Genomic DNA, 25117 nt, shown 5'->3' with positions numbered 1-25117 from the left:
CAAGCAGCCTGCTCTAGGTTCTGGGCGCAAACCTCAAAACGACCGCTCCCAGCAACGCAGGAAGTAGCGATCCCGGCAAGATGCCGACCTTGGCATTCTCAACGAGCACAGGATCCGAAGGGAACGCGAGCGAGCTGATGAAAAAGCACATCTTGAAGCCAATGCCGCAGAGCAAACTCACGTCGTAGATTTGCAGCCACGATGCGCTGGACGTCGTCTCCGCGGTCGATCTGCCAGCGCTCGGTGATCGTGCCATCTGCCGCCTGCGTCCGAGGAAGACGTGAGATGGCGCCGACCTGCACGCTGCTTAGGTGATCAACGAGCGCTTCCAGATCCTTCTCGCTAAACCGACCTACCCGTCGATCCCTCAACACGTCATACGCGTGAGCGTAGTCTGATGCCAAGACAACCGCTCGCAACCTGGCTGAGGCGACGTTCGCAGTCCGACGTGTTTGTTTGATGACCTTGCGGCCGATGATGACCTGCAAATCGCTGGGCACACGCTGATGAAAAGCGTAGTTGCCGGCGAGGGTGCGAACAAGATGATGGGGCATGCGCACTCGGGAGATGTTTCCCGATCTACATTTCGCTGGCAGACTCAGCTATCCACAATAAGTTCAACCAAATAAATGACTTAGATGGATATTGGCGGAGAGAGTGGGATTCGAACCCACGGAAGGTTTGACCCTTCGCCGGTTTTCAAGACCGGTGCCTTAAACCGCTCGGCCATCTCTCCGATGCTGCTGCGCGTGATCGCCGAAAGTATCGGTTGTCACGTGGGCGATCCGCATTGCGCGGGTGGCGCCTGACAGGGCCGCACGGTCATCGAGTGCGGTTCTGCCAATCCCGGGATCGCTCCCGGGCGCGCATTCTCGCATGCCCGGGCGTGCTTTGCTAAGCGGCATCGCTAGCCTTACGCGCCCGGCTTGCCGGGCGGCGCGTCAACCAGTGGGCTAACCCTACGCAGCGAAAGGTACCGACTCACCAGTGAGGGGCACCGACGCAATCAGCAGTGCGTCGCTCAGCCTGCTTCAGCCACCAGGCGCGGTGCGCTGGCAGTGCCTGCTGCACGCTTGAGCTTTTCGGCCAGTTCGGCGCAATTGCCGCCGCAATCCAGGCGCGAGCGTTCGATTTCCTGCGGCAGGTGTTCGGCCAGGAAGTCGATGAACACCCGTACCGCCGGCAGCAGGCCGCGGCGCGAGGCGAACACGGCATGGCAGATGCCCTGTGGCAGCGACCAGTGCGGCAGCACCACTTCCAGTTCGCCGCTGCGCACCGCTTCGGCGCAGACGGTTTCCGGCAGCATGGTGATGCCGAAGCCGTCGCGCGCCATCGATTGCAGCAGCGGGAAATCGAAACCGGCCAGCCGCGGCTGCAGGTCCACGCGGCGCATTTCGCCGTTGGGGCCGTGCAGTTCCCAGCGCTGATGCGCTTCGTCTTCGCTGGTGCTCATGGTGGTGTGGTTGGCCAGCTCGCTCGGGTCTTTCGGGCGGCCGGCGCGGTCCAGATACTTGGGACTGGCGACCAGCAATTCCTGCACCTGGCCAAAGCTGCGCATCACCAGGCTGCCGTCGTCGTCCAGGCGCGAACGCACGCGTAGCGCGATGTCGTAGCCCTCGTTGATGACGTCGACGCGGCGGTTGCTGATGTTGAGCTGCAGCCGCACCTTGGGGTACTTCGCCAGAAATTCGGGTAGCAGCTTGGGCAATTGAATTTGCGCGAGCGAGACAGGAACGCTCACACGTACAAGACCGCGTGGCTCCGCACTGAGACGATCCACCACCTCGCGCGCGGCCTGGGCCTCGGCCAGCATGGTCTGGGCATGTCGGTGCACGCTGGTACCGACGTCAGTGACGGCGAAGCGTCGCGTAGAGCGTTGCAGCAAGCGCACGCCCAGGTCGGTTTCGAGTTGGCTGATACGGCGGCTCAGGCGCGACTTGGGAATCCCCAGCGCACGCTCGGCAGCAGCGAAGCCGCCGTGGTCCACCACCATCGCAAAGTAGTACAGGTCATTCAGGTCGTGCATGGCGCAGGTATCCATGGATAGAACGATAAGTGATATTTAACCACCTTTATCCCAACAGAGCAACGACCTAATCTGCGCACCTCCGCGGCGTTGCCGCTTGCAATAGGTCTTCGCCATGAAGCTGCTCCATCTCGATTCCAGCGCCCTGGGCGCCAACTCCATCAGCCGTGAACTCAGTGCCGCCGCCGTCGCCCAGCAGCGCCTGCTGCACCCGCAGCTGCAGGTGACCTATCGCGATCTGGACCTGGAGCCGCTTCCGCACCTGACCGGGCAGTCGCTGGCACAGGCCGACCCAGCCGAGGCTGCGGCGGCCGAACAGGCGATGCAGCAGTTTCTGGAGGCCGACGTCATCGTGATCGGCGCACCGATGTACAACTTCGCGATCCCCTCCACGCTCAAGGCGTGGATCGACCGCATTGCGGTTGCCGGGCGCACGTTCCGCTACACCGCAACGGGGCCGGAAGGTCTGGCCGGCGGCAAGCGCATCATCATCGCCAGCGCACGCGGCGGCATCTATGCCGACCCGACCAACGATTTTCAGGAGCCGTACCTGCGCCAGTTGTTCGGCTTTCTGGGCATCGACGACATCACCTTCGTCCGCGCCGAAGGCGTGGCGTATTCGCCAGAGCATCGCAGCAATGCGCTTGCGCAGGCGCTGGCCGAGTTGCAGCAACCGGCAGAAGCCGTGGCCTAAGCACGCAGGCTTTGTGCGGTTGGGATTGGGGATTGGGGATTGGGGAGTCGGGATTGGTAATAGCCGATTCCCGATAAACCATCGGAGTCGTTGTGACGCATCTTCCAGCACCGCACGTCGCGCTGAGTGTCATCCTGCTACTGGGCGGTGATGGCGTGCGTGTTCGTGCACCACGCTGGCATTGTGCCCTTGCACGCGCCGCGCGCTGTGCGCCTTAGCCGGTGCGGGCTGCTTGTGGGGATAGTGCCACCTGCATAAAAAAACGGGACCATCGCTGGTCCCGTTTTTTGTGCTTATGTATTGCCTGCGGCGGCGACATGAGGCGCTACTCGCGCGGCAAGGTCAAGCAACCAAACTCTGCCTGAGAGCGCAGCGCTGGTGCCAAAACCATGCGACACATGACGCATGTTCTTCGACCGACGCCGAGCGCTGCAAGCCCGATGCAGACGTTTCAGCCGATGCGTTCCAGCCCGCCCATGTACGGGCGTAGCACCTGCGGTACGTCGATCGAGCCGTCGGCGTTCTGGTAGTTCTCCATCACCGCGATCATCGCGCGGCCGACCGCGGTGCCGGAGCCGTTGAGCGTATGCAGCAGTTCCGGCTTGCCGCTGGTCGGGTTGCGCCAGCGCGCCTGCATGCGACGGGCCTGGAAATCGCCGCAATTGGAGCAGGACGAAATCTCGCGATAGGTATCCTGCGACGGCAGCCAGACTTCCAGATCGTAGGTCTTGATCGCAGCAAATCCCATGTCGCCGGTGCACAACAGCACCTTGCGGTACGGCAGGCCGAGTTGTTCCAGCACCACCTCAGCGCAGCGCGTCATGCGCTGATGCTCGGCATCGCTGTCTTCCGGCGCGCAGGCAGTGACCAACTCCACTTTCTCGAACTGGTGCTGGCGGATCATGCCGCGTGTATCGCGCCCGCCGCTGCCGGCTTCGGCACGAAAGCACATCGAATGGGCGGTCATGCGCAGTGGCAGTCGCTCGGCATCGACGATGTCGTCGCGAACGATATTGGTGAGCGGCACTTCGGAGGTCGGGATCAGATAGCGGCGCGATTCGCCCACTTCGGTCTGGAACAAATCGTCTTCGAACTTTGGCAACTGCCCAGTGCCGCGCATCGACTCGGCATTGACCAGCAGCGGCACATTGGTTTCTTCGTAGCCGTGCGTGCCGACATGCAAATCGAGCATGAACTGCGCCAGCGCGCGATGCAGGCGCGCGATCGGCCCGCGTAGCACGGTGAAACGGGCGCCCGACAACTTGGCGGCGGTTTCGCCATCCAGCCAGCCGTGCGGCGCGCCGAGTTCCACATGGTCCTTGACCGCGAAATCGAAACTGCGCGGCGTGCCCCAGCGCGACTGCTCGACGTTTTCGCTCTCGTCCTTGCCCAGCGGCACATCGTCGGCCGGCAGATTGGGCAGCCCGAGCGCGATGGTTTCGAGCTTGGCGCGGATCTCGTCCAGCGCGTCTTCCGAGGCCTTGAGCTCATCGCCGAAACCGGCCACTTCAGCCATCAGCACGGCGACATCTTCGCCCTTGGCCTTGGCCTGCCCGATCGCCTTGGACTTGGAATTGCGCATGCTCTGCAATTCCTGCGTGCGCACCTGAATCCGCTTGCGCTCGCTCTCCAGCGACTCCAGTTCCGCAGTGTCCAGGGAGAAACTGCGCGTGCTGCGCAGGCGCTCGGCAAGGTCGGCGGGATGTTGGCGAAGCAGGGCCGGATCTAGCATCGGAAGTCTGTGTGTCGGTAGGAAGCACAAGATTATCGCCTGTTCCGCCATCTGCTGCGATCGATTCACCGGGGCTATGCCAGAATTACTGCGATCCTTCAGGTGAGCCCTATGCCCGCGCCCCGCCCTGCGTCCGATCGCCAGATCGTCCTGCGTCTGCCCCGCCACACCCTGAAAATTGCCGGTATCGCCTTCGGCGCCGGTCTGCTGCTTTTCCTGCTGGTGTGGGCAACTGGCCGCAAGGACGACTTTTACAAAGCCTCCCCGGCACAGCCGACGGCCGGCACGCCGGCCGCAGACGACACCATTCAACCGTTGCCGGCACCGCTACCCGCCCAGGACGGCGCCAGCGACATGCCGCAGGCCAAGCCGCCCGAAGAGACGCCGACTCTGGTGGAAACGGCGCCACCGGCCCCACCCGCGCCGGCTCCGTTGCCGGAAAACGCCGCGCCCGGTGCGCCCGGCACTGCAGCGCCCTCCAACGCGCCTGTGGCAGGCGGCAACCGCCCGGTCCCCATGCAGGGCCAGATGCCGCCGCCGCGCTATCCGTCGGCAGCACTGCGCCGTGGAGATGCCGGCGATGTAGTGGTGCGTGTGGATGTGGACGCGGCCGGCAATCCGGGCGGTGTGACCCTGGTCCAGCGCAGCGGCTCGCGCGATCTGGACCGCGCGGCAATGGAGGCGGTACGCCATTGGCGCTTTCACCCGGCGCAGCAAAACGGCCAGCCGGTGGCCGGCAACCTGGATATCCCCTTCGAGTTCAAGCCGGCGCAATAAGCGCGGCTAACGCGCTGGACGACGACCCAGGCGCACGCAACCGCAGGCACATGCAATTGATTGTGATGTAAGGGAATGCATGGCACTGCTTGCGCAAACGGCGGCAGCGCAACAGCGCTATCGTCGTCGCAAAGCTGAACACCTGCAGCGCGATGACCGCCTGGCAGACTCCCGCCTTAGCTGCGCCTCAGGCAGCGCCGACCAGACTGATTGCGTCATCCCAAAGATGCGCCAGGAGGCCGGCCATGTCCTTCATCTCGAATCCGTCTTCACACCACACGCCGTCGCTGTCTCGCCGCACCGCTGCAGCGTCCGGACGCGGGCAGGACGTGGAGCATGACGGCGCCTCTCCCTGGCTGTGGGCGACGCTGATTGCCTTGTTGGTGGTCATCCCTACGTGGTGGTGGGCCCGCCATGGCGACGAATCGTTCGCCACCGATACCCGCCCCGCGCCTGTCACCAGCCGGCAAATTCTGCCCAGCACCGATGGCCCACGCGCGATGACCATGATTCCGCATCAGCCGGTGCGCGCGGCGGTCAGTAGCGTGGATGCGAAGCCGCTGCCGGGCAACGCGATGCCCAGCTACCCGGCAGCGATTGCACGCGCCGGCATTCAGGGCAGTCGAACCGCCCGCCTGCAGCTCGACATGCAGGGTGAGGTGCGCGCGGTAACCATCGTCGACCGCAGTGGCAGCAACGACCCGCGTCTGGACGCAGCGGTGACCGACAGCCTGCGCCAGTGGCGCTTTGAACCGGCCACCCGCGACGGCCACGCGGTGGTCAGCAGCGTGCAGGTGCCGGTCGAGTTCAGCCCAGAGCGCTAAGAGCAGCGAACAAAACGACGGTGCTCAGCGCCAGACGGGCGCGGCCGGTGCTCGGTGCGGCATGTGCCGTTCGTCCACTGCGGTTCCTCCGCGCCGTCCACATCCACCTGACAACTGCTCGCTACGTTTTGTTTGCCGCGCTAAGCGCAAAACCGGCTCCCTGCGCCAGGGTGTCGAAATCCGGGAACGAGGTGGCGACGTTGGCGATGTCGTTCACCTGCACGGTGCCGGTCGAACGCTGGCCGGCAATGGCGAACGCCATCGCAATGCGGTGATCGCCATGGCTTTCGATCACGCCACTGCCAATCGCGCCGCCATGAATCGTGGCGCCATCTGGGGTCTCATCGACCTGAACGCCGAGCGTGCGCAGGCCGGTGGCCATGGCGGCCAGGCGATCCGATTCCTTGACCCGCAGTTCGGCCGCGCCGGTAACGACGGTCTTGCCGTTTGCAGCCGCAGCGGCGACGAACAAGGCAGGGAACTCGTCGATCATGTCCGGCACCAGCGCTTCGGGGATCTGCGCACCGTGTAACGGTGCATAGCGCACGTGCAGATCGGCCACCGGTTCGCCGCCGTGTTCGGCATGGTTTTCCTCGGTGATGTCTGCGCCCATCAAGCGCAGCGCAGCCAGCAGCCCGGTACGACGCGGGTTCAAGCCCACTGCGCGCAGCACGACCACCGAATCGGGAATGATGCTGGCGGCCACGATGAAAAATGCTGCCGACGAAAAATCCGCCGGTACTGCGATGTCGGTCGCACGCAGCCGCTGACCGCCACGCAAGCGCGCCTTGCCCGGCGAGAACGCGATCTCCACGCCAAACGCAGACAACATGCGCTCGGTGTAGTCGCGTGTGGGGTGCGGCTCGGTCACCGAGGTCTCGCCCTGCGCATACAGGCCTGCCAGCAGCACGGCCGACTTGACCTGCGCACTGGCGACCGGCGACACAAAGTCGATGCCGTGCAATGCCTGACCGCCGTGCACGTGCAAGGGTGGCGTGCCATCGTCCTGCGTCTCGATTTTCGCGCCCATCTGCGCCAACGGGCCGGTCACGCGCCGCATCGGCCGCTTGGACAAGGACGCATCGCCAACCAGCACACTGTCGAAGCGCTGCGCGGCCAGCAGGCCGGCGAGCAGACGCATCCCGGTGCCGGCGTTGCCGCAATCCAGTGCCTCGGTGGGCGGCTGCAAGCCGTCCACGCCGACGCCATGCACGATGCGCTGCGATGCCGACGGCGTTTCGATCCGCACGCCCAGCGTGGCGAAAATGGCTGCGGTGGAGCGCGTGTCTTCGCCTTCGAGAAACCCGTCGATCTGCGAGATGCCATCGGCCAGTGCGGCAAACATCACCGCACGGTGCGACACCGACTTGTCGCCGGGAATGGCCAACGTACCGCGCAATGCGCGGCCCTGCTGCGCGATCCAGTATTGCGTGCTGCTGCTCATGCGAATGATCCGATTGCTGCGCCGCCGCCATGCAGGCGATGCGCTTGGTATAGAGATGGCAGCGCCGTCATCGCCAGAGCGGCGGCGCGCCAGTTGGGCGGGTGATCGAGCGCTTAGGGAATCGCGACCGGATACGAGCCCAGCACCTTGATCTGCGCCGAATGCGCTTCCAGCTCGGCCAGTGCCTGCTTCATCGCCTCGTCTTCCACATGGCCGACCAGATCGATGAAGAACCCATATTCCCACTTGGCCTGGTGCGAGGGCCGCGACTCGATGCGGTTCATGCTGATGCCGTGCCGCGCGAACGGGCTGAGCACATCGAATAGCGCGCCCGGCTTGTCGTGGATGAACACCAGCACCGACGTGCGGTCGTGCCCGGACGACGGGAAGATCTGCCGGCCAATCACCAAAAAGCGCGTGGTGTTGTCGTCGTCGTCTTCGATCGACTTCATGATGACTTTCTTCAAGCCGTACACATGCGCCGCACTCTCGCCGCCGATGGCTGCAGCATCTTCGGCATTGCGTGCGCGCCGCGCGCCTTCGGCATTGCTGGACACCGCAAGCTTCTCGACCTTGGGCAGGTGCGAGCGCAGCCAACCGGCGGTCTGTGCGAAGGATTGCGAATGCGCGTAGATGCGCTCGATGTCTTCCAGCCGGCCGTTGCGCGAGAGCAGATACTGATGCACGCGCAGCTCGACTTCGCCGCAGATTTTCAGGTTGGAGGTCAGAAACATATCCAGCGTGACCTGGATGGTGCCCTGCCCCGAATTCTCTACCGGCACCACGCCGAAATCGGCGTTGCCGGCTTCCACTTCCTGGAACACTTCTTCGATGGTCGCCATCGGCAAGCCCACCGCCGAGCGACCGAAATGCTTGAGCACGGCTTGCTGGCTGAAGGTCCCTTCCGGGCCGAGGTAACCGATCTTCAACGGCTCCTGCTGGGCCAGACACGCGGACATGATTTCGCGATACACGTGCACCAGCACTTCATCGCTGAGCGGGCCTTCGTTGCGGTCCACCACCATGCGCAGCACCTGTGCTTCGCGCTCGGGGCGGTAGTAATCCACCGCTGCGGCGAGCTTGCCCTTGGCCTTGCCGACCTGATGGGCAAAGTTGGCGCGCTCGGCGATCAATTCCTGGATGTTGCGGTCGATCGCGTCGATCTTGGCGCGTACATCGGCCAGCACCGGTGCGGCGGTGGCCGGCTTGCCGATGGCCTTGTCCGGTTTGGTCGCGGACTTGGCCACCTGTTTGGTCGCCGATGTGTCCGCAGACGTGCTCGCTGCTTTGGTCTTGCTGCCCTTGGCAGCAGTGGGTTTATTGGACTTGGGAGCCATCGCTGGGCATTCCTTGAGAAACGGCGCAAGCGCCTGCGCGGCCTGCGCCGCGGTCGAAGTTGGAACTCAGCCGTGACGCTGCTGAAAATCGTGCATGAAAGCCGCCAGCGCTTGCGCGCCGGCCACCGGCATGGCGTTGTAAAGCGAGGCGCGGATGCCGCCGACGGCTTTGTGGCCCTTCAGTGCCAACAGACCGGCGGCCTTGGATTCGCTGACGAACAACGCGTCCAGCTGCTCGTTCGGCAGAAAGAACGGGATGTTCATGCGCGAGCGCACCGCCGGCTTGATCAGGTTGCGATAGAAGCCGCCCGAACCATCGATGGCGCCGTACACCAACGCGGCTTTCTCGGCATTGCGACGCGCGAACTCTTCCACCCCGCCCTGTTCCAGCATCCACTTCACGGTGAGCCCGAGCAGGTACCAGTTCCAGGTCGGCGGGGTGTTGAGCATCGAATCGCGCGCGGCATGCGAGGCGTAGTTGAAGATGTCCGCACGCGATTGGCCGGCGCGCTCCAGCAGATCGCGGCGCACGATCAGCACCGAAATGCCGACCGGGCCCAGATTCTTTTGCGCACCGGCGTAGATCAACCCATAGCGCGAAATGTCCAGCGGCTCGGACGCAATCGACGAGCTGAAATCGGCGAACAGCGGCAAGGTGCCGACATCCGGCGTGTCGCGAAACTCCACGCCGTGGATGGTCTCGTTGGCGGTGATGTGCACGTAGGCCGAGTGCGGCGACAAGGTCCAGCTGGCCACCGGCGGGATGTCGATAAACCCATCTGCCTGTGCGTCTGCGGCAATGCGCGCATCCACGTACGGCGCCGCCTGCTTGATTGCGGTCTTGCCCCAGTGCCCGGTGATCACATAATCGGCAGCCTGCCCGGGCGCGGCGAAATTCAGCGGCAACAGTGCCTGGATGGTGGTGGCGCCACCGGCGGTAAACAGCACCGCGTAGTCGTCGGGAATGGACAACAAACTGCGCAGATCAGTTTCGGCCGCGGCCGCCACCGCCATGAAATCGGCGCTGCGGTGGCTGATTTCCACGATCGAGGCGCCAACGCCGTTCCACTCGACCATCTCCGCCTGCGCCTGCCGCAGGACCGATTCCGGCAATGTCGCAGGGCCGGCACTGAAATTGAACGCGCGTGTCATGGCACACCTTGTCGAGCTAGCCTTCTAGTATGCCGCAGCGCATCGGGCTTGGCAGCGGGCAAAAAAGTTGCAGCTGCATCCTTTTGGCTGAGCATCACGTAACGTGGTAACTGCCACGGGACGAACTTCCGCCCCGGTGGGCTACTCTCACGCTGCAGCCACTGCCGGAGCCTGCCATGTCGTTTCGCGATGCTTTCAAACTGCCGTCCAGCGAGATCACCGATGAGTCCGTCTACCGCGACCGGCGCCGGCTGCTGCAGCTGTTTGCGCTGACCCCGGCACTGGGCATTGCCGGGTGCGCCGAGGCCGACCCGCCGCCACCGCCCAAGACGGTGGTGACGCCGGCGCAAGCGCGTAGCGGCTTCCGCACCACCGAAGAATTGACCAAGCTGGAAGACGTCACCAGCTACAACAATTTCTATGAGTTCGGCACCGACAAGACCGATCCATCGAAGGCCGCCAAGACGCTCAAGCTGTCGCCGTGGTCGGTGAAGGTGAGCGGCGAATGCGAAAAACCCGGCAGCCTGTCGCTGGACGAAGTGCTCAAGGGCATCACGCCGGAAGAGCGCATCTACCGGCTGCGCTGCGTGGAAGGCTGGTCGATGGTGATCCCGTGGACTGGCGTGCCGTTGGGCGAGGTGCTCAAGCGTTTTGCGCCGACCTCAAAAGCCAAGTACGTGTCCTTCACCACCCTGGCCGACCCGCAGCAGATGCCAGGCGTGCGCTATCGCTCGATCGACTGGCCTTATCGCGAAGGCTTGCGCATCGATGAAGCGATGCATCCGCTGACCTTGCTGGCCACCGCTCTGTACGGCAAGCCGTTGCCACAGCAGAACGGCGCGCCGTTGCGCCTGGTGGTGCCGTGGAAGTACGGCTTCAAGAGCATCAAGTCGATTGTGGAAATTCGCTTCGTCGAAAAGATGCCCGAGACCGCCTGGCACGATCTGCAGCCGTCGGAATACGGCTTCTTTTCCAACGTCAACCCGGCGGTGGACCACCCGCGCTGGAGCCAGAAGACCGAGCGCCGCATCGCCGGTACCGCCAGCAAGTTGTTTGCCGAACGTATCGCGACCAAGCCATTCAACGGCTATGCCGATCAGGTGGCATCGCTGTATGCGGGCATGGACCTGAAGAAGTGGTTCTAAGGTAGTGATGTCCCCCGCGTAGGAGCGCACCCGGGCGCGACGGGCATGACCAGCAAAGCCCATCGCGCCCGGGTGCGCTCCTACGATGCATGTTAATGCCCGCGCGGCATCGCTTCCCTCTTTGAGATCGCATGGCCAAGACCTCTGCTTCCCTGATTGCCGCCAAGGTGGCGGTGCATGCCGCCGCACTGACGCCGATCGCCTTGCTGGCCTGGCAGTTCTGGCAGGTGTGGCAGACCGGCAGCGATGCGCTGGGCGCCGATCCGGTGGCCGAGATCGAGCACCGCACCGGGTTGTGGGCGCTGCGCTTTCTGTTGATTACGCTGGCGATCACGCCGCTACGCCAGCTCACCGGCCAGGCCGTGCTGATCCGCTTCCGCCGCATGCTGGGGCTGTACGCCTTTTTCTACGCCAGCGTGCACCTGACGGTGTATCTGAGCCTGGACCTGCGCGGCTTCTGGACGCAGATCTTCGAAGAGATTCTCAAGCGCCCCTACATCACCGTGGGCTTTGCGGCGTGGCTGCTGTTGCTGCCGCTGGCGATCACCTCGACCCAGGGCTGGATGCGTCGACTCAAGCGCAACTGGGGCCGCCTGCATCAGCTGATCTATCCGATCGGCGTGCTGGCCGTGCTGCACTTCTGGTGGCTGGTGAAGTCCGATATCCGCGAGCCGGCGCTGTATGCCGGCATCCTCGCAGTCCTGCTGGGCTGGCGGATCTGGAAGAAACTCAGCGCGCGCCAAACCACAGCAAGGCGCTCAGCGCCGCCGCCAGCAGCACCGCGCTGAGCAGCAACCACGGCCAACGCGCCACCTTCATCGGCGCGCGTACCGGCTCGCTGATGGCACGCGGCGGCAGCGGCGGTTCGGAATCGGGAATATCCCAGGTAGTGCCGTGGTGGATGCGCGGCACTTCCACCACGAAGCGGTGGCGGGCATCGAACACGACCTGGTCGCCGGCCTGCAGCCAGCCATCGCGCACCTGCACGCCGTTGATCCAGCTGCCCTCTTCCGAACCCAGATCGCGAATCAGCACACGGTCGCCGTGACGCTCCAGGCGAGCGTGCTGCGCGGCAAAGGCAGGGTCGTCGATGACGATGTCCGATGCCGGGTCGCTGCCGACCAGGCGCGAGCGGTCAAGGGTGAAGCTGCGCCCGTGGTGACGGCCGCCCAGCCCACGCAACAGCAAGCAGACTTCGCTCAGGCCGGCATCGTCTTCCGGCACATCGTTGGCCGGTGCGCTGGAGGGCGCACTGCGCAACAGCATCTCCACGCCGTCGGCATAGATCGCATCGCCGGGGCGCAGCAACGCCATGCGCCGCACCGGGCGCCCGTTGACGTGGATGCCGCGGATCCCGTTGGCCACCTGCAACCACAGCCCACGCTGGTCCAGGCAGAACTGCGCCAACAACAGCGCCCCCTGGGCGTCAGCCACCACCCGCACGCTGCCGGAGGCATGACGGACGATCCGGTGGACGCCGGGCTTGAGGGAATGATCCGGCTGCTGCCGGTGAGTGAAATGAACTTGCAGGTCGCGCACCCGCCGCAGCCTAGCAGGTTTGCTCGCGCCAGCGGCCAACAACCGCGGCCTCATGCGTTGGATGCCAGCACGGTGCGCAGTCGATGCCGTGGCTGTAGAGCGCCCATGCCCAAGCGTTCGAGGTGCAGGCATCGCCGCTCACCGCGCGTCGCCGTGCAGTCGCTCTGGTCGCCAGTGCGGCTTCGTTGCGCACCGCCGCACTTGGAGCCAGGCGCGCGCATGCGCACAATGCGCGACTCCTTATCGTCTTACCCAGGCAGCTCATGTCCAGCATCGATATCCGCCACGACCATTCCCTGCCGCCGGCACAGGCCCGCGCGGCGATCGACGAGGCGGCACGCAAGCTGACCGATCGCTACGGAGTTGCCTCGCACTGGGAAGGCGACACCTTGCGCATCTCCCGCGCCGGCGTGGATGGCGCGATCGCGCTGTTGCCGCAGCAGGTGCATGTGACGGCCGAGCTCGGCTTCCTGCTGTCGGCCGTGCAGCCGATGGTGGAATCGGAAATCCGTCGCCTGCTCTCCGAAAAGCTCGCCTGAGCGAGCGCGGTTGCGGTTGCTGCTTCAGCGCCAAGTCACCCGCCCCGCAGGCGATGGGCGGATGCTTAGGCCAGGCCGGTCGGGCGCCGCTTCACCTGCCCGATGCAGGGCCGGCACTAGGGTGAACGCAACGTCACTTTGGCAATCGACAGGAGCATCGCATGACGACCGGATACGATCAGAACGGTAACCGCGACACCAGCGCGTCGGGCTTCCAGGCCCAGGCAGAGCAGATTTCGCGGCGGCTTGGCGAGTCGGCGCAGACCGTGTGGCTAGCCGGACTCGGCGCACTGGGCCGCGTGCAGAGCGAAGGCGGCAAGTTGTTCGACTCGCTGGTGCGCGAAGGCGCCGCCTACGAGCGCACCGGGCAGCGCAAGGCCGCCGACAGCGTGGACGAGCTGCGCGAGGAAGTGGAAACCCAGTTCGAGCAGGCCCGCGATACCGCCGTGCGCGGCTGGGACAAGCTGGGCAAGGCGTTCGACGACCGCGTCAAAGGCGTGCTGCGCACGCTCAACATTCCCGAGCAGGACGAACTGGAAAACCTGCGTCGCGAAGTCGAATCGTTGAAGGCGCAGGTACGGGCCAACACCGCGGCCACCAAGCGGGCCAACCGCACCGCCAACCAGGCCGCGCAAGCCGCCAGCAGCGACGCGAGCAGTCCAGGCGCATCGACAGGTCACACGTCAGCGACCGGCAATCCTGCTGCGTTCGACGGGGAATAAGCCCCACCGCCGCAGGTGGTAGCGAAATCTGACGCGTTCCAGCGGCGGATGTATCCCGGTCGCAATCGGGTCTGCACGTGGGTTGCCCGTGCAGACCTTCAGATGTCGACCGTCTGTTGGGCCGTTAGCGCCACTGAGACGTCTTCACGCATTCTTGGGAGGACGTTGACGGGCTCCAAAACGGGCTGCCCGGTTGAACATGATGTTGCGCGAGTAGTGTCAGTTCGACGACGTTAGACACGCTTGCACGCGATTGGTTGGTCAATCGCCACATCCCGGCCCGATGTTGCAAAGCAACATTATTTTTCAGACAATCGGGATGGACCCGCCAGTCCTGTACCACGAAGTCCGTTTGCTCCCCTCCCCTCACGGCTTCGGACTGGCGGGTCTTTCGTTGTCTGGGTCACGCCTCGCGACATCCCCGCCTGCGATCCATTGACGAAACCTGCGCGAAGGATTCTTCTAGGCGTACCGATTCGTTATACGCGCCATACCTTCGCTTGATGCTTATGCCTTCCTGGATCTTGGCGCTCCTGGCTGCACTGCTGCTCTGGCTTGCGGTGTCCGCTTACTTCTGGCTGGTGCGACGCCGCGCCAACGAAACCGACGCTGGCATACGCGCCCTCGCGGCCATGCATTGGCGGGATTTTTCCGCCGTGGTGCTGCGGGTTCTGCAGGACCAGCGCGGCTGGCAACCGACCCAGCTGCCGCAGGACGGCCTGCCCACCGCCGACTTCATGATGCAGACCGATCAAGGCACCCGCCTGGTGGCCTGCAAGCATGGCCGCGGCTATCGCATCGGCGTGGCGGCGGTCAACGAGTTGGGGGCGATGGCGCGGCTGGCCGGTGCGGGCGGCGGCATGATGGTGACCGAGGGCCGCATGGAGCGCGAAGGCTTGGCGGCCGCAGAAAAACAGTCCATCGAAGTCCTGGATGGCACGCGGCTATGGCCCTTGCTCAAGCCGTATCTGCCCGGCGATGTGGAAACCGGCGTGGTCAACACGGCACGGCGACGGGCGATCCGCCACAGCATCATTGCCGGCGCGGCACTGGCCACACTGGCGCTTGTAGCGGTGCTCGCGTTGCGCCCGCCCGAGCCGGCACCGGTACCGGCGCAGACCGCTGCTGCTCCGCGTGCACGTGCTGCTGCGGAACCGAGCACGCCATCGGTGGCCACCTCGCCAGGGAGCGCGTCGCAGCAGGCGCCAGCTGCAGCGCCGACTGCCGCCACAACACCGTCCGCAAATGCGGCAGAGCCGGACGACGCAACGCTGCAAGGCTATCGACGCGAGGTGTCCAAAACCTTGGCGCAAACACCGGGCTTGGTGCGTGGCATCTGGATCACCCAGGCAACGCTGGCGGTGGATCGCACCGTGGAAGACAGCGCGGCGTGGCCATTGATCTGCAACGAGCTTGAGCGCTACCCCTACCTGCGCACGGTCCGCGTGCAGCTCAATCCCCGCCCGGGGGTGGACGAGCCGGTGCGCTGGCGGCAGTGCACCACGATCTGATGCGTTGCGCCTGATGGTGGGTGACGACCAGCGAACTGCGTCGCGCGATTGAACACAGCGGTTTGCTGTAGGCTCGACTGGGTCGAGACGGCAATCGTGTTCACGACCAGCTGCAAGCTCGCGCAGTCCTAAGCACGATCAGCTGCAAGCTCGCGATGGCGTGCCGCAGATGTGCCGGCTGACTACCTGCAGCCATTGAAGTCACGATCCGCTGTAAGCCGATCAAGCCAAAACAGCAGTCGTACGCACGATGAGCCGCAAGTCTGCGGTGTCCTGAAGCAGATGTACCAGCCGACTGTGTGCAGCCATCTCAGTCACGATCTTGCATAAGCCCGATGTTGCGATACACGGATTCCCCGGCAGACGACGCGCAGTATTTCGCGTCCGATTTGCCGGCGTGATGGCAGCCGCTGACCAGCGCTGATAACCATGCCTGCTACAGGTCGCTATCGATCTCGCCACCATCAGCAACAGCACCGTTACCGAGGTCCTACCCAAGCGTTCCAGCGCCAGCGCTCAACGCATTCCAGGCGCGAACCGCGCCACCAGATCGTACGAGCCGCCTAGAAACAACTGGCGAACGTAGGTCACTGGTTGATCTCCACGCCAGGTGTGGCGGTCGATCACCAGGCACGCTGCACCTTCGTTGACCTGCAGGCACTTGGCTTGCGCTGCGTCGACGCTGACCGCGCTGATGCGGTGCTCGGCACGCGTCCACGGCACGTTGCGCAATAGCCAGCTTCCGGGCGCCACATCGGTGAACGTCTGCGCCAACGCATCGGGCACGGTGGTCACATCGATCACGCGCTGCTCCAACGCGAACGGGCTCCCGTCGGCCAGATGCACGCTATCGAGCGCCAGCAGCTTGCCGGTACTACCCAACGCGCGCTCCTGCGGCACGCGCTGGCGCACGTTGCGCAGCCGGCGCGATAACAGGGAAAACGTATAGAGATGACCGCGCGTGGTCATTTCCACTTCGATATCCGGGATCGAGAGCGCCACCTGCTCCAGATGCGGATGCGGCCGGGCGACGAACGAGCCGGTGCGGCGGCGGCGCTCGATCATGCCGGCATCGGCGAGCAGGCCGAGCACTTTGTTGACGGTCATACGCGAGCAGCCGTACTGCGTCATCAACTCGTGTTCGGGCGGGATGCGATGGCCGGGCGGCCAGTCGCCGCTATGAATCCGTTGCTCGATATCCTGCCGGATGCGGTGATGCAAGGTACCGGGCGCGGCGATGGGGGTAGCGGTCAAAGCTGCGGTCTCCGGTCAGACCTGCATTGTGCGCGCATCGGCTCAATTGCCGAGCACTGTTCGCAAGACTCCGGCAAAACGCGAGGCAATCCGTGCGCGATCGACATGCTGCCCATCGCGCACCACATGGCGCCCGCCACGCCAGACGTGCCGCACCGCAGTGGCGCGTGCGGCAAACAGCCAGCTGTCCAGCACTGCGTTGTCGCTGCGTGCGAGCAAGGCTGGATGGCTGGTGTCCAGTTCCACCAGATCGGCTGCGGCGCCGACCCGGATTCCGTGCTGCGCGACACCCAGCGCCTGCGCCGCGCCGTCGCCCGCCCTTTCGTACAACCAGCGCCCGCTCGAAACGTCGGCAGGCGCCAGCACATTGCGCGCCTGCAGGCGCAGCCGCTGGCCGTATTCGAGCAGGCGCAGTTCTTCGGCCGCATCGATCAGCACGTTCGAATCCGAACCCACGCCAAAACGCCCGCCAGCCGCAGCGAATGCCTGCATCGGGAACAGCCCGTCGCCCAGATTGGCCTCGGTGATCGGGCACAGCCCGACCACCGCGCCACTGTCGGCAATCGCCCGCAGCTCGCTGGCATCCACATGCGTGGCGTGCACCAGACACCAGCGCGCCGCCACCGGCGCGTTTGCCAGCAACCATTGCACCGGACGCTGGCCCGACCAGGCCAGGCAGGCGTCGACTTCGCGCTGCTGTTCGGCGATATGGATGTGGATCGGGCCATCGGTGAGCGGCACCAGCGCCGCCAGTTGCTGCGGCGTGACCGCGCGCAAACTGTGCGGTGCCAGCCCGAGCACGGCATCCGGCAACGTCTTGAGACTGTGCCTGCAGTCGTCGAGCAGGCGCGCAAACCCATCGATGTCGTGGATCAGGCGCTTTTGCGCGGCGCTCGGTGCAGCCCCGCCGAAATCCGAGTGCGCGTAGAACACCGGCAACAAGGTCAACCCGATGCCGGTACTGGCGGCCGCAGCGGCGATGCGCTCGGACATCTCACCGGCATGCGCGTACGGCACACCGCTGACGGTGTGGTGCAGATAATGAAATTCGCCAACGCGGGTGAAGCCGCTCTCCAGCATTTCCACATACGCCTGCTCGGCGATTGCCTGCAGGCTGTCCGGGTCCAGCCGGTCGACGAAGCGGTACATCAGCTCGCGCCAGCTCCAGAAACTGTCGCCGCTGCGTCCGCCCACTTCGGTCAGGCCGGCCATACCGCGCTGAAACGCATGGCTGTGCAGGTTGCCCAGGCCAGGCACCAGCACATCGGCACGCGTATCGGTGGCGGCCGCGGCCGCATCGGTCTGCACGGTGGCGATACGCCCCTGCTCCAGCGTGATCCGCACACCGCCCGCCCAGCCACTCGGCAACAGGGCCCGCGCTGCCCACAACGCTTGTACCGGTTGATCTGCCACTGGACACCCTCGATTGACGAATCTATTGTATATACATATCAGACACCACGAGCCTGCGCCATGCATTGCGACGTTCTCTGGCACAACGCGCAGCTGATGACCCTGGACGCCGCCGACGGCGGGCTGGGCATCGTGACCGATGGCATGATCGCCTGTCGGGACGGCCGGATCGTGTATGCCGGCCCGGCAGCGCAAGCACCGACGTTCGAAGCCGACAATACATACGATTGCCAGCGGCGCTGGATCAGCCCGGGCCTGATCGATTGCCACACCCATCTGGTGTATGCGGGCAATCGCGCCAACGAATTCGAACAACGCCTGCGCGGCGCCAGCTATGCGCAGATCGCCGCGGCCGGTGGCGGCATCGTGGCGACCGTGCGCGCCACTCGCGCCGCAGACGATGCCGCGTTGCTCGCCGCCAGCCTGCCGCGCCTGGATGCCATGCTCGCCGAGGGCGTGACCACGCTGGAAATCAAATCCGGCTACGGGCTCACGCTGGAGGACGAAACCAAGCAACTGCGCGTGGCGCGCCAGCTCGCAACCCTGCGGCAGGTGGAAGTGGTGCCGACATTTCTAGGCGCGCACGCGGTCCCGCCGGGGAGCGATGCGCAGCAGTACATCGATGCGGTCTGCACGCAGATGATTCCGGCAATTGCATCGCAGGGGCTTGCCGAAGCGGTCGACGTCTTCTGCGAGCACCTGGCGTTTTCGCCGGCGCAGGCCGAACAGGTGTTCGTCGCCGCGCAGGCACACGGCTTGCGCTTCAAGATTCATGCCGAGCAATTGAGCAACCAGCACGGCGCGGCACTGGCGGCGCGCCATGGTGCGTTGTCGGCCGACCATATCGAGTACCTGGACCAGGCCGGCGTCGATGCGATGGCCAGCGCCGGCACCGTGGCGGTCTTGCTGCCCGGCGCGTTTTATTTCACCCGCGATACCCAGCTGCCGCCGATCGATGCACTGCGGGCGGCCGGTGTGCCTCTGGCGTTGGCCACCGATTGCAATCCGGGCACTTCGCCGCTGACCAGCCCGTTGCTGACGATGAACATGGCGGCCACGTTGTTCCGCATGACGGTGGACGAATGCATCGCCGGGTTCACCCGCGAAGCGGCGCGTGCGCTGGGCCGCAGTGCGCGACTTGGCCGGCTGCGCGCCGGCATGGACTGCGACCTGGCGATCTGGGACATCGACGCGCCGGCCGACCTGGTCTATCGCATGGGCTTCAACCCTCTTCATGCCCGCATCTGGCGCGGGCATTCGACCTGATCGACTCTGGAGTTGTCATGAGTGCTTCTGTTGTCTTGCAACCCGGCCAGGTAACGCTGGCGCAATGGCGTGCGCTGTATCGCGGCGCCGATGTGGCGCTGGACGCCGCCTGTGCGGCCGCAGTGCTGCGCAGCGCGCAGACGGTGGAGGCGATCGTCGCACGCGGCGAGCCGGTCTATGGGGTCAACACCGGCTTCGGCAAGCTGGCCAGCGTGCGCATCGAGCGCGAAGACCTGCAGACCCTGCAGCGCAATATCGTGTTGTCGCATGCGGCCGGCGTCGGCGACCCCACGCCGGTGCCGGTGGTGCGGCTGATGATGGCGCTCAAACTCACCAGCCTTGCCCAGGGCGCTTCCGGCGTGCAACCGGGTACGCTGGCGTTGCTGGAAGCGATGCTGCGTGCGGGCATCACGCCGGTGGTGCCGTGCCAGGGATCGGTCGGCGCCTCCGGCGATCTGGCACCGCTGTCGCATCTGGCCGCGGTGATGATCGGCGTTGGCGAAGCCTTCGTCGGCGACAAGCGCCTGCCAGCCGCGGACGCGCTCGCGCATGCGCAGTTGCAGCCACGCGTGCTCGGCGCAAAAGAAGGGTTGGCGCTGCTCAATGGCACGCAATTTTCCACTGCCTGCGCGCTGGCCGGCTTGTTCGAGATCGAAACCGTATTGCAGGCCGCCCTGGTGACCGGCGCGCTGTCGGTGGAAGCGGCAAAAGGCTCGGATACGCCGTTCGATGCCCGCATCCATGCCTTACGCGGGCAACCGGGGCAGATCGCCACTGCAACTGCCTTACGCGCCTTGATGGCCAACTCGGCGATTCGCGAATCGCATCGCCTCGGCGATGTGCGCATACAGGATCCGTACTGCCTGCGTTGCCAACCGCAGGTGATGGGCGCGGCGCTGGACATCATGCGGCAGGCCGCGCGCACGCTGGACATCGAAGCCAATGGCGTCACCGATAATCCGTTGGTCTTCAGCGATACCGGCGAGGCCTTGTCTGGCGGCAATTTCCACGCTGAGCCGGTAGCGTTTGCTGCTGACATGCTGGCGATGGCGGTGTGCGAAATCGGCTCGATCAGCGAACGCCGCACCGCGATGCTGGTCGACCCGGCACTGTCTGGTCTGCCGGCGTTTCTCACCCCTCGCCCAGGCCTCAATTCCGGCTTCATGATTCCGCAGGTCACCGCTGCGGCGTTGGTGTCGGAAAACAAACAGCGCGCGTATCCGGCCAGCGTCGATTCGATTCCGACCTCGGCCAATCAGGAAGATCATGTGTCGATGGCGGCGCACGGCGCGCGACGTCTGCTGGCCATGGCAGAAAATGCCGCGCACGTGATCGGCATCGAGTTGTTGGCGGCGGTGCAAGGCTGCGATTTCCATGCACCGCTGCGCTCCAGCACTGCGCTGGAAGCGGCACGCGCGCTGTTGCGTGCGCAGGTCGCAACGCTACAGGACGACCGCTATTTCCATCCCGATATGCTGGCTGCAAGCGCGCTGGTACGGTCAGGCGCCTTGGCCAACGCAGTGGCGATCGCACTGCCGGGTGTGGAGCAGGACGCATGACGCGGCGGGTTGCACATCACCTGCGCAGCGTCCTAGCACCGCGCTGTGCATTGCGTGGTATTGCCGCACCAGCAACGGCTGCATGCTGCGCCCAGCACGATGATGGCGTTTATGCGTATCGCCAACACGACTTGCTCGCCACTGTGCACGTAACCGGAGCGCAGCCATGAACACCCTGCCCGATTGGTTGGAAGTGCATCGCGGCGACGCGCCGTTGCTTGTCAGCTTCCCGCACACTGGCACCGAGCTGCCCGACACGGTGGCCGACCAGTTCGTGTCGCCGTGGCTGGCGCGCCGCGACGCCGACTGGTGGGTGCACCAGGTCTACGACTTCGCACAGTCGCTGGGTGCCACTACGGTGCGCACCGCCATCTCGCGCTCGGTCATCGACGTCAACCGCGACCCGAGCGGCGTTTCGCTGTATCCGGGCCAGAACACCACGGGCCTGTGTCCGCTGACCACCTTCGACAATCAGCCGCTGTATGCCGATGGGCAGGCGCCGGATCAGGCGCAGATCGATCTGCGTCGCACGCACTGGTTCGACCCGTATCACGCCGCACTCGCCGACGAGATCGCGCGCCTGCGTCAGCAACACGCAAACATCGTGGTGTACGACGCGCATTCGATCCGCTCTTTCATCCCGCACCTTTTCGACGGTGAGTTGCCGCAGTTCAACATCGGCAGCAACGACGATCGCAGCTGCGATCCGGCCCTGGCCGACGCCGTCGAACAACTGTGCCGTAGCAGTAGCTCCAGTACCGTGCGCAACGGGCGCTTCAAGGGCGGCTGGATCACCCGCCACTACGCGCAACCCGACCAGGGCGTGCACACCCTGCAGATGGAACTGGCCTGCCGCGGCTACATGCGCGAGCCGGACACCATCACCCCCGACAACTGGCCTACGCCATGGCAGCCGGTGCACGCCGCCGCGTTACGCGCAGTGCTGCGGCATGTGCTGCTGGCCTGCCTGCAGTTCGCCACTGCGCCCTTATCCGACACCGCGCCGCACGCGGCCAACCGTTGATTGCAAGGAACCCGGCATGACCCGTCACGATGCAACCCGCGTCATCCGCGCCGCCACCGGCACCACGCTCACCGCCAAGAGCTGGCTCACCGAAGCACCGCTGCGCATGTTGATGAACAACCTGGACCCGGATGTAGCAGAGCGCCCGCAGGAACTGGTGGTGTATGGCGGCATCGGCCGTGCCGCGCGCGACTGGGAATCCTTCGATGCGATCGTCGCCGCACTCACTCGGCTGGACGACGACCAAACCTTGCTGGTGCAATCGGGCAAGCCGGTCGGTGTGTTCCGCACCCATGTCGACGCACCGCGCGTGCTGATCGCCAATTCCAATCTGGTGCCGCGCTGGGCCACCTGGGACCACTTCAACGAACTCGATAAAAAGGGTCTGGCGATGTATGGCCAGATGACCGCCGGCAGCTGGATCTACATCGGCGCGCAAGGCATCGTGCAAGGCACCTACGAAACCTTCGTGGAGATGGGCCGCCAGCATTACGGCGGCAGCCTGGCCGGCAAGTGGCTATTCACCGGCGGCCTTGGCGGTATGGGTGGCGCGCAGCCGCTGGCCGCGGTGATGGCCGGCGCCTCGTGTCTGGCGGTGGAGTGCCGCCGTTCCAGCATCGACATGCGCCTGCGCACCGGCTATCTGGACACCTGGACCGACTCGCTGGACGAAGCGCTGCGCCTGATCGAGGAATCCTGCACGGCAAAGAAGCCGTTGTCGGTCGGCCTGCTCGGCAATGTCGCCGACGTGCTGGACGAACTGCTGCTACGTGGGATCAAGCCGGACCTGCTGACCGACCAGACCTCCGCGCACGACCCGGTCAACGGTTACCTGCCGCAAGGCTGGAGCGTGGACGAGTGGGACGCAAAGCGCGTGAGCGCGCCCAAGGAAGTGGAAGCCGCCGCACGCGAGGCAATGGCCAACCACATCCGCGCCATGCTCACCTTCCACGCGCTCGGCGTGCCCACCGTGGACTACGGCAATAACCTGCGCCAGATGGCGCTGGAGCAAGGCGTGTCCGACGCGTTCGACTTCCCCGGCTTCGTGCCCGCCTACATCCGCCCGCTGTTCTGTCGCGGCATCGGCCCGTTCCGCTGGGTCGCGCTCAGCGGCGACCCGGAAGACATCGCCAAGACCGATGCCAAGGTCAAGGAATTGATTCCCGACGATGCGCATCTGCATCGCTGGCTGGACATGGCCGCCGAAAAAATCGCCTTCCAGGGCCTGCCCGCACGCATCTGCTGGGTCGGTCTGGGCGACCGCCACCGGCTCGGCCTGGCCTTCAACGCGATGGTGCGCAGCGGTGAATTGAAAGCCCCGGTGGTGATCGGCCGCGACCATCTGGATTCGGGCAGCGTCGCCTCGCCGAACCGCGAAACCGAAGCCATGGCCGACGGCTCCGATGCGGTGTCCGATTGGCCGCTGCTCAATGCCCTGCTCAATACCGCCAGCGGCGCAACCTGGGTCTCGCTGCACCACGGCGGCGGCGTCGGCATGGGCTTCTCGCAACACGCCGGCATGGTCATCGTCTGCGACGGCAGCGACGCAGCCGACAAGCGCATCGAACGCGTGCTCTGGAACGACCCCGCCACCGGCGTGATGCGCCACGCCGATGCCGGGTATGCGATCGCAACCGAATGCGCGAAGGAAAAAGGGCTGGATTTACCGGGGATTCTTGGCTGAGTTCGCTCGCCGACAGCGCGCGGTAGACCACGGGACTTTATGCGGCATGGATGCCGCAGAAGAACCTACAGGGACGTACCTACGGCGTGTCCTCCAATGGTGGGCGGGCAAGCACACCACAGCCAAGCCACAGATCAATCGCTCTATACCAGTGTTGTTAGCCGCTCTAGGTGGACTCGACGCCTACAAACCACTCTCCAGATGAGCGAGCCAGATACTCTGCGGGAGATGCATCGCCTCAGTCGGCTTTGGTTTCCATCTGTGCCTGCTTGCAGGCAGATGCAGCAGCCGCCAGCAATGCGCTGTCATCGAGCAGCGGCGCGGCCTCACTTGCAGGGTATGCGGCTGCGATCGCCTTTGCCGCGCGGTCTGCATCCGCCTGGATATACCACTGCAATAAGCGCGGCAACGTACGTCCACGCACCGCGTGTTCGAATCGATACTGTCCCCAGTAAATCGCCAATGGCTCTTCCAGGGCGTTGAGCGGGTTGCGCACATTGGCTGCACTCGGGCACAGCCGCAAGAAGTTGGCAGCAAGCATGCGTTTACGCGCGGCTGGCTGCCCCGCAGACAAGGAGTGACTCAACTCGTGCAACAGGATTGGCGTCCAGTCCATCGATGCCGTGCCGGTGGGCGCATCGTGTTGGGAATAGAGCAGCATGGTGCGCCCACGTACTTTGGCTTGAGTGGTATGCATCTCTGGCTACCACACGAATCGTGCCTCGAATACCGGAGGGTCCAGCACAGCAAAGAAATCACGCATCTGCGATGCCAAGCGGGAAACGACAGGGTTGGACAGCTCCTCTCTCAGCACGCGCATCTGTTGCTCGAAACGTGGTGCAACTACGATCAAACGGCTGGCACGCGGAACGAACCGCGTAAAATACGCGCGTAACAGTTTCTGGTCATCCGCTGACTGCTCTGCAATTGCGGCATTCGCTGACGCCTCAAAGCCTGCATCCCCCAGGAAATGCCGTGAGAACGGATCCGCCTCACGGGTGGCGTCTGGCGCGAAAACACGGTCGACCACCTCCAGGTCGTCTTCTTTTGCCAGCCCCGAGGTGCGGCGGCGGAATTCCGCATAGGCGGCCAGCGCGGCAAGATCCGCCTGATCCAGCCCTCCATGGGCTTCCATGTAGCTACGGTAGACAGGCACCGTAAAACCCGGCAACCAGTCCGACAGGTTATCCAGCAGGTTGAAAAGATCCGTCGCTTCGCTATAGCCCACCTGGACTTGCGTCGATGGCGGTGTGGGTGGTGCGGCATGCGCAGTGGCGCACAGCAACATCCAGATCAGTGCGACTGCGCGGATGGTGCGCAGCCTGGTCATCCAGCAATCACTCCATCTGCGCATGCGGGACTCCGGACTAGCGAGTGAGTTGATTCGAGCATGCAGGGATGCAGCTCGCAACGTGTCTTTCGTCAGGGTCCGCAAGATCTGCCGGCTGCAGCCTGCTTGGACGGCAAAAATCATC

23 protein-coding genes, 1 tRNA gene, 1 other RNA gene and 1 pseudogene are annotated in these 25117 nt (G+C 64.8%); 13 read left to right on the top strand and 13 right to left on the bottom strand.

What is annotated here, in order from left to right; all coding sequences use genetic code 11:
• Positions 1-13: 13 nt before the first annotated feature.
• The 4 genes from ACZZ0O_RS14805 to ACZZ0O_RS14790 form a co-directional block, all read right to left on the bottom strand.
• Positions 14-175 carry a Na+/H+ antiporter NhaA gene (locus ACZZ0O_RS14805; protein ID WP_463592460.1) on the bottom strand — a complete coding sequence of 54 codons (162 nt, stop codon included), beginning with the start codon at positions 173-175 and terminating at the stop codon, positions 14-16.
• The gene (locus tag ACZZ0O_RS14800) at positions 99-554 is read right to left on the bottom strand and encodes a DUF6538 domain-containing protein (protein ID WP_463591135.1); all 456 of its coding nucleotides are present in this window, start codon (positions 552-554) and stop codon (positions 99-101) included. The genes ACZZ0O_RS14805 and ACZZ0O_RS14800 overlap by 77 nt, the downstream gene beginning before the upstream one ends.
• 92 nt (positions 555-646) lie before the next feature.
• Positions 647-736 (bottom strand) — tRNA-Ser (locus ACZZ0O_RS14795).
• 285 nt (positions 737-1021) lie between these two features.
• Positions 1022-2041, bottom strand: coding sequence for a LysR family transcriptional regulator (locus tag ACZZ0O_RS14790; protein ID WP_115512009.1), 1020 nt, complete (start codon positions 2039-2041; stop codon positions 1022-1024).
• Positions 2042-2141: 100 nt separating this feature from the next.
• Here ACZZ0O_RS14790 and ACZZ0O_RS14785 point away from each other — a divergent pair, with 100 nt between their 5' ends.
• Positions 2142-2720 carry an FMN-dependent NADH-azoreductase gene (locus ACZZ0O_RS14785; protein WP_323514030.1) on the top strand — a complete coding sequence of 193 codons (579 nt, stop codon included), beginning with the start codon at positions 2142-2144 and terminating at the stop codon, positions 2718-2720.
• Positions 2721-3171: 451 nt separating this feature from the next.
• Here the strand turns inward: ACZZ0O_RS14785 and serS are convergent, their stop codons facing one another.
• Positions 3172-4452 carry a serine--tRNA ligase gene (serS, locus tag ACZZ0O_RS14780; protein ID WP_463591134.1) on the bottom strand — a complete coding sequence of 427 codons (1281 nt, stop codon included), beginning with the start codon at positions 4450-4452 and terminating at the stop codon, positions 3172-3174.
• Between the two features lie 111 nt (positions 4453-4563).
• On the opposite strand from serS, the gene ACZZ0O_RS14775 reads away from it, so the two are divergent.
• The 3 genes from ACZZ0O_RS14775 to ACZZ0O_RS14765 all read left to right on the top strand — a co-directional run bounded on the left by ACZZ0O_RS14775 (position 4564) and on the right by ACZZ0O_RS14765 (position 6190).
• Positions 4564-5229 (top strand): energy transducer TonB, encoded by a 666-nt coding sequence (locus ACZZ0O_RS14775; protein ID WP_055844576.1) that lies wholly within the window; start codon positions 4564-4566, stop codon positions 5227-5229.
• Positions 5230-5474: 245 nt separating this feature from the next.
• A complete protein-coding gene (locus ACZZ0O_RS14770; protein ID WP_463591133.1) occupies positions 5475-6053 on the top strand; it encodes an energy transducer TonB in 579 nt (192 codons plus the stop codon).
• Between the two features lie 61 nt (positions 6054-6114).
• Positions 6115-6190, top strand: a non-coding RNA gene (locus ACZZ0O_RS14765) — sX9 sRNA.
• Here ACZZ0O_RS14765 and aroA read toward each other — a convergent pair.
• From aroA to serC, 3 genes and pseudogenes are all read right to left on the bottom strand, one after another.
• A pseudogene (gene aroA, locus ACZZ0O_RS14760) lies at positions 6187-7497 on the bottom strand (3-phosphoshikimate 1-carboxyvinyltransferase); the annotation flags it as partial. The gene ACZZ0O_RS14765 and the pseudogene aroA overlap by 4 nt on opposite strands.
• Before the next feature lie 113 nt (positions 7498-7610).
• Complete coding sequence (gene pheA, locus ACZZ0O_RS14755; protein WP_463602905.1) at positions 7611-8834, bottom strand: prephenate dehydratase; 1224 nt, start codon at positions 8832-8834, stop codon at positions 7611-7613.
• A gap of 66 nt (positions 8835-8900) precedes the next feature.
• The gene (gene serC, locus ACZZ0O_RS14750; protein WP_463591132.1) at positions 8901-9986 is read right to left on the bottom strand and encodes a 3-phosphoserine/phosphohydroxythreonine transaminase; all 1086 of its coding nucleotides are present in this window, start codon (positions 9984-9986) and stop codon (positions 8901-8903) included.
• A 176-nt stretch (positions 9987-10162) separates the two neighbouring features.
• Here serC and msrP point away from each other — a divergent pair, with 176 nt between their 5' ends.
• Entirely contained in the window at positions 10163-11131 is a 969-nt protein-coding gene (gene msrP, locus ACZZ0O_RS14745) for a protein-methionine-sulfoxide reductase catalytic subunit MsrP (RefSeq protein WP_463591131.1), read from the top strand.
• Between the two features lie 131 nt (positions 11132-11262).
• Complete coding sequence (msrQ, locus tag ACZZ0O_RS14740; protein WP_463591130.1) at positions 11263-11919, top strand: protein-methionine-sulfoxide reductase heme-binding subunit MsrQ; 657 nt, start codon at positions 11263-11265, stop codon at positions 11917-11919.
• Here msrQ and ACZZ0O_RS14735 read toward each other — a convergent pair.
• Positions 11861-12670 carry an FHA domain-containing protein gene (locus ACZZ0O_RS14735; RefSeq protein ID WP_115560481.1) on the bottom strand — a complete coding sequence of 270 codons (810 nt, stop codon included), beginning with the start codon at positions 12668-12670 and terminating at the stop codon, positions 11861-11863. The genes msrQ and ACZZ0O_RS14735 overlap by 59 nt on opposite strands.
• A 263-nt stretch (positions 12671-12933) precedes the next feature.
• Here ACZZ0O_RS14735 and ACZZ0O_RS14730 point away from each other — a divergent pair, with 263 nt between their 5' ends.
• From ACZZ0O_RS14730 to ACZZ0O_RS14720, 3 genes are all read left to right on the top strand, one after another.
• The gene (locus ACZZ0O_RS14730; protein WP_055844595.1) at positions 12934-13209 is read left to right on the top strand and encodes a polyhydroxyalkanoic acid system family protein; all 276 of its coding nucleotides are present in this window, start codon (positions 12934-12936) and stop codon (positions 13207-13209) included.
• Between the two features lie 161 nt (positions 13210-13370).
• Positions 13371-13931 carry a phasin family protein gene (locus tag ACZZ0O_RS14725; RefSeq protein ID WP_463591129.1) on the top strand — a complete coding sequence of 187 codons (561 nt, stop codon included), beginning with the start codon at positions 13371-13373 and terminating at the stop codon, positions 13929-13931.
• 503 nt (positions 13932-14434) lie between these two features.
• Positions 14435-15442 carry a restriction endonuclease gene (locus ACZZ0O_RS14720; RefSeq protein WP_463591128.1) on the top strand — a complete coding sequence of 336 codons (1008 nt, stop codon included), beginning with the start codon at positions 14435-14437 and terminating at the stop codon, positions 15440-15442.
• Between the two features lie 516 nt (positions 15443-15958).
• Here ACZZ0O_RS14720 and hutC read toward each other — a convergent pair.
• A complete protein-coding gene (hutC, locus tag ACZZ0O_RS14715) occupies positions 15959-16696 on the bottom strand; it encodes a histidine utilization repressor (RefSeq protein WP_055844604.1) in 738 nt (245 codons plus the stop codon).
• 42 nt (positions 16697-16738) lie between these two features.
• A complete protein-coding gene (locus ACZZ0O_RS14710; RefSeq protein ID WP_463591127.1) occupies positions 16739-18109 on the bottom strand; it encodes a formimidoylglutamate deiminase in 1371 nt (456 codons plus the stop codon).
• A 60-nt stretch (positions 18110-18169) separates the two neighbouring features.
• Between ACZZ0O_RS14710 and hutI the strand changes: the two genes are divergently transcribed.
• From hutI to hutU, 4 genes are all read left to right on the top strand, one after another.
• Positions 18170-19375 (top strand): imidazolonepropionase, encoded by a 1206-nt coding sequence (gene hutI, locus ACZZ0O_RS14705; protein WP_463591126.1) that lies wholly within the window; start codon positions 18170-18172, stop codon positions 19373-19375.
• Between the two features lie 17 nt (positions 19376-19392).
• Positions 19393-20934 carry a histidine ammonia-lyase gene (gene hutH, locus ACZZ0O_RS14700; RefSeq protein WP_463591125.1) on the top strand — a complete coding sequence of 514 codons (1542 nt, stop codon included), beginning with the start codon at positions 19393-19395 and terminating at the stop codon, positions 20932-20934.
• Positions 20935-21100: 166 nt separating this feature from the next.
• On the top strand, positions 21101-21958 hold the full coding sequence (gene hutG, locus ACZZ0O_RS14695) for an N-formylglutamate deformylase (RefSeq protein ID WP_463591124.1): 858 nt from the start codon (positions 21101-21103) through the stop codon (positions 21956-21958).
• Positions 21959-21974: 16 nt separating this feature from the next.
• Positions 21975-23642, top strand: a complete 1668-nt coding sequence (gene hutU, locus ACZZ0O_RS14690) for a urocanate hydratase (protein WP_463591123.1) — start codon at positions 21975-21977, stop codon at positions 23640-23642.
• Positions 23643-23880: 238 nt separating this feature from the next.
• On the opposite strand, the gene ACZZ0O_RS14685 is transcribed toward hutU, so the two are convergent.
• Positions 23881-24339, bottom strand: a complete 459-nt coding sequence (locus ACZZ0O_RS14685; RefSeq protein WP_463591122.1) for a hypothetical protein — start codon at positions 24337-24339, stop codon at positions 23881-23883.
• A gap of 6 nt (positions 24340-24345) precedes the next feature.
• On the bottom strand, positions 24346-24972 hold the full coding sequence (locus ACZZ0O_RS14680; RefSeq protein WP_463591121.1) for a hypothetical protein: 627 nt from the start codon (positions 24970-24972) through the stop codon (positions 24346-24348).
• Positions 24973-25117 lie beyond the last annotated feature (145 nt).

This window comes from Xanthomonas sp. AC360 (assembly GCF_979258225.1).
The sequence above is the reverse complement of the archived record's forward strand: the minus strand, read 5'-3'. Positions and strand labels throughout refer to the sequence as shown.

What these genes read in the sequence shown, in the direction of transcription:
- hutH (WP_463591125.1), top strand. Translation starts at nt 19,393, where the DNA reads ATGAGTGCTTCTGTTGTCTTGCAACCCGGCCAGGTAACGCTGGCGCAA.
- serS (WP_463591134.1), bottom strand. Translation starts at nt 4,452, where the DNA reads ATGCTAGATCCGGCCCTGCTTCGCCAACATCCCGCCGACCTTGCCGAG.
- msrP (WP_463591131.1), top strand. Translation starts at nt 10,163, where the DNA reads ATGTCGTTTCGCGATGCTTTCAAACTGCCGTCCAGCGAGATCACCGAT.
- serC (WP_463591132.1), bottom strand. Translation starts at nt 9,986, where the DNA reads ATGACACGCGCGTTCAATTTCAGTGCCGGCCCTGCGACATTGCCGGAA.
- ACZZ0O_RS14720 (WP_463591128.1), top strand. Translation starts at nt 14,435, where the DNA reads ATGCTTATGCCTTCCTGGATCTTGGCGCTCCTGGCTGCACTGCTGCTC.
- ACZZ0O_RS14685 (WP_463591122.1), bottom strand. Translation starts at nt 24,339, where the DNA reads ATGCATACCACTCAAGCCAAAGTACGTGGGCGCACCATGCTGCTCTAT.
- hutG (WP_463591124.1), top strand. Translation starts at nt 21,101, where the DNA reads ATGAACACCCTGCCCGATTGGTTGGAAGTGCATCGCGGCGACGCGCCG.
- ACZZ0O_RS14680 (WP_463591121.1), bottom strand. Translation starts at nt 24,972, where the DNA reads ATGACCAGGCTGCGCACCATCCGCGCAGTCGCACTGATCTGGATGTTG.
- msrQ (WP_463591130.1), top strand. Translation starts at nt 11,263, where the DNA reads ATGGCCAAGACCTCTGCTTCCCTGATTGCCGCCAAGGTGGCGGTGCAT.
- ACZZ0O_RS14730 (WP_055844595.1), top strand. Translation starts at nt 12,934, where the DNA reads ATGTCCAGCATCGATATCCGCCACGACCATTCCCTGCCGCCGGCACAG.
- hutU (WP_463591123.1), top strand. Translation starts at nt 21,975, where the DNA reads ATGACCCGTCACGATGCAACCCGCGTCATCCGCGCCGCCACCGGCACC.
- ACZZ0O_RS14725 (WP_463591129.1), top strand. Translation starts at nt 13,371, where the DNA reads ATGACGACCGGATACGATCAGAACGGTAACCGCGACACCAGCGCGTCG.
- hutI (WP_463591126.1), top strand. Translation starts at nt 18,170, where the DNA reads ATGCATTGCGACGTTCTCTGGCACAACGCGCAGCTGATGACCCTGGAC.
- ACZZ0O_RS14790 (WP_115512009.1), bottom strand. Translation starts at nt 2,041, where the DNA reads ATGGATACCTGCGCCATGCACGACCTGAATGACCTGTACTACTTTGCG.
- ACZZ0O_RS14770 (WP_463591133.1), top strand. Translation starts at nt 5,475, where the DNA reads ATGTCCTTCATCTCGAATCCGTCTTCACACCACACGCCGTCGCTGTCT.
- ACZZ0O_RS14785 (WP_323514030.1), top strand. Translation starts at nt 2,142, where the DNA reads ATGAAGCTGCTCCATCTCGATTCCAGCGCCCTGGGCGCCAACTCCATC.
- ACZZ0O_RS14800 (WP_463591135.1), bottom strand. Translation starts at nt 554, where the DNA reads ATGCCCCATCATCTTGTTCGCACCCTCGCCGGCAACTACGCTTTTCAT.
- pheA (WP_463602905.1), bottom strand. Translation starts at nt 8,834, where the DNA reads ATGGCTCCCAAGTCCAATAAACCCACTGCTGCCAAGGGCAGCAAGACC.
- ACZZ0O_RS14775 (WP_055844576.1), top strand. Translation starts at nt 4,564, where the DNA reads ATGCCCGCGCCCCGCCCTGCGTCCGATCGCCAGATCGTCCTGCGTCTG.